This window comes from Methanolacinia paynteri (genome assembly GCF_000784355.1).
In the GTDB taxonomy this organism is placed as follows: Archaea; Halobacteriota; Methanomicrobia; order Methanomicrobiales; family Methanomicrobiaceae; genus Methanolacinia; species Methanolacinia paynteri.
The window spans coordinates 1-2622 of record NZ_AXDV01000085.1; the positions used below are offsets into that span (position 1 = coordinate 1).

Annotated in this window: 1 protein-coding gene and 1 pseudogene; one reads left to right on the plus strand and one right to left on the minus strand. The window is 51.9% G+C overall.

What is annotated here, in order from left to right:
* A pseudogene (locus tag METPAY_RS01785) lies at positions 1-522 on the minus strand (hypothetical protein); the annotation flags it as partial.
* Between the two features lie 1075 nt (positions 523-1597).
* Here METPAY_RS01785 and carA point away from each other — a divergent pair.
* A partial coding sequence (gene carA, locus METPAY_RS01790; RefSeq protein ID WP_048148619.1) for a glutamine-hydrolyzing carbamoyl-phosphate synthase small subunit occupies positions 1598-2622 on the plus strand: 1025 nt, incomplete at its 3' end.

The window sequence follows — 2622 nt, forward strand, 5'->3', positions numbered from 1 at the left end:
GATCGCTCCTCCGCTGTTGATGGCCGAGCAGTTGGCGAACACGGATGATGTGACCGTGACCGTGCTGTCGGTGTCCGAAAAGATCGCGCCGCCGTAGTCCGCAGAGCAGCCGGTGAATACGGATGACGTGACGTTGAGGTTACCTGAATCCAGTGATATCGCACCGCCGTGATCTGCCTTTGCGTTCCGGAAGGTCAGGTTGTCGATAGAGAGCGAATAACCGGCGGCGTCGAAGATCCTGCCCGAGTTCTGCGCATCGATGATCGTGTCCTCCGCACTGTAGCCGGCGGACGTGTCGGCAGTTATCGTCGCACTGTTCTCCAGGACAATCGAGTTCTCAAAATATATTCCCGGTCTTAGGACGACAGTCCCGTTGTCGCCGGCATAAAGAAGTGCCTTTGCAATGGTAGGTGTACCGGATGTATTGTCGATCGTTATTGTCTCGCCTGATACGGGCAGTGCCATCGCTAAAACCAGAAAAGAGATGAATAATCCGGCCGGGAAGATTCTGACCTTCTTCATACGCCGTCTCTCTGTTTCAGGTAAGGGGCCGGAACCCGGGGATATGATTCTCCGGTTAACCCTCCGTTCGGTCGCGTCGCGAACCCTGGTGGATATTGACATTCTCAATTGCCATTCCCGGAAAAAAGGGGCAGGCCGGCGGCAAAAATGGTCATGAGGCCGGCCTGCATACATTTTCCAGTCTGTAATTTATTCTTTTTGAAAAAGCGCTATTTGCTGTTTGCGATTTTGATCTTTTTAGATGTGTGGCTTTTTCAACTGTAAAAAATAAACTTTGAGTATTTGCTCTGCCCGGAGATCTTTAGGAAGTACGAACGGTATAACAGGATAGAACTAAGAATACCTGACGACGTGGACGAACTGATGTCATGTCCATATGTCTCTGAAAAAGTTCCTTCAGGAGACCGAGGCGTGGAGCAATTTGTAAAAGGGGATATAGACCTTATTTGTTCAGACCTTTCTCCGACGACCCCGGGCACCGGCGGCCAGGCCGCCGGACGGCCCCTGCCCAGGGGCCTTGTCTTAAGATAGCCATCTCACGGCACGCTCAGGAGACCGGCAAGGGTCCCCTGAGCTGTTGAATTTAGTTTTTTTACATGAAACAGTGCATGAAACCTTTGCTTCATGAGCTTTTTTGGTATATTCCGTTCTGTACATGCCATGAATTTACCGCGTCTCGCCGCTCAGGGGATACTCTTCTATCCCCTGAGTGGCCTTTCACAATGGAGAGGCCCCGGGGTCGGGGCCGATCCGCGAGTCTGCTTTGCGACTCGCGGCGAGGGGTTGCCAAAAGTAGTGAAACTTTTTTTATACCCTCGCAGTTTAGCGAAGAGCCTTGTTTCGGGATACCGCATCTGTCATCTGTAGAAAATTTTATTCTCCGGTCCTGTACCGGTTCCGGATTTCGATCGGCAGGATAACAAACCGGCTTATAATACTACCGGCAGGAGTTTCATCTTTTTTATACCCCCAAGATAACCTTTTTTGAGTATCTCTGCTTATAATTAACAACAAAAGGTATTCGAGTACGGCAGGTGCTGTACACGGGGATACTTTGGGAAATGATTGCAATAAAATGAAAGAGTTAAAAGCTGTTTTGGGTTTTGAAAACGGGGATTTCGTTACGGGCAGGGGTTTTGGTGCCGAGGGCTCCTGCGGCGGCGAACTCGTCTTTACCACGCAAATGAGCGGGTATATGGAAGCGCTGACCGATCCGAGCTATGCAGGCCAGATCCTGATGTTCACCTATCCCCTTATCGGAAATTACGGTGTCGATTTCCACAACTTCCAGAGTCCGAAGGTCAACGCGATGGGATGCGTCGTCCACGAACTCTGCAAAAGGCCGACTGCGAATACGTCTCTCGGCCAGTTCTTCGAGGAGAACGGTCTTCTCGGGATAGAGGGGATCGACACGAGGCAGCTCACGATAAAAACCCGTGTGGACGGCACATTACGCTCGGCCCTTGTCGTTGGCGACGACAACGGGGAGTACGCCGTCGATCTCGCGAAAAAACTGAAACCTATATCGGAGATCGATCTTCTAAGTTCGGTCTCCTGCAAAGAGCCCTATCACATTCCCGGCAAAGGGAAGAAGATAGCGGTAATCGATCTCGGAATAAAGAAAAACATTGCAATCTCTCTTTTGCGCCGCGGCGCCGACCTCTATATCTTTCCTTACAATTCAAAACCCTCTGATATCGAAGCATGCGATCCCGATGCGATATTCATCACCAACGGTCCGGGCGACCCCGAACTCGCGACAGACGCAATCGAATGCGCCAAATACTTCATCGGGAAGAAACCCGTCTTCGGGATCTGCATGGGCAACCAGGTTCTCGGGCTCGCGTTCGGGGGGAAGACCTACAAGATGAAGTTCGGGCACAGGGGTTCCAACCAGCCGGTCAGGAGATCGGACGGCAAGATATTCATAACGACCCAGAACCACGGGTTCGCCGTCGACCAGGACAGTCTCCCCGATGAGTGCGAACTCTACTTCGAGAACGTAAACGACGGAACCCTCGAAGGATTCTGTGTGCCGGACCTTGACGTCTACTGCGTCCAGTTCCACCCCGAAGCGTTCGGAGGGCCGAGGGACACCGA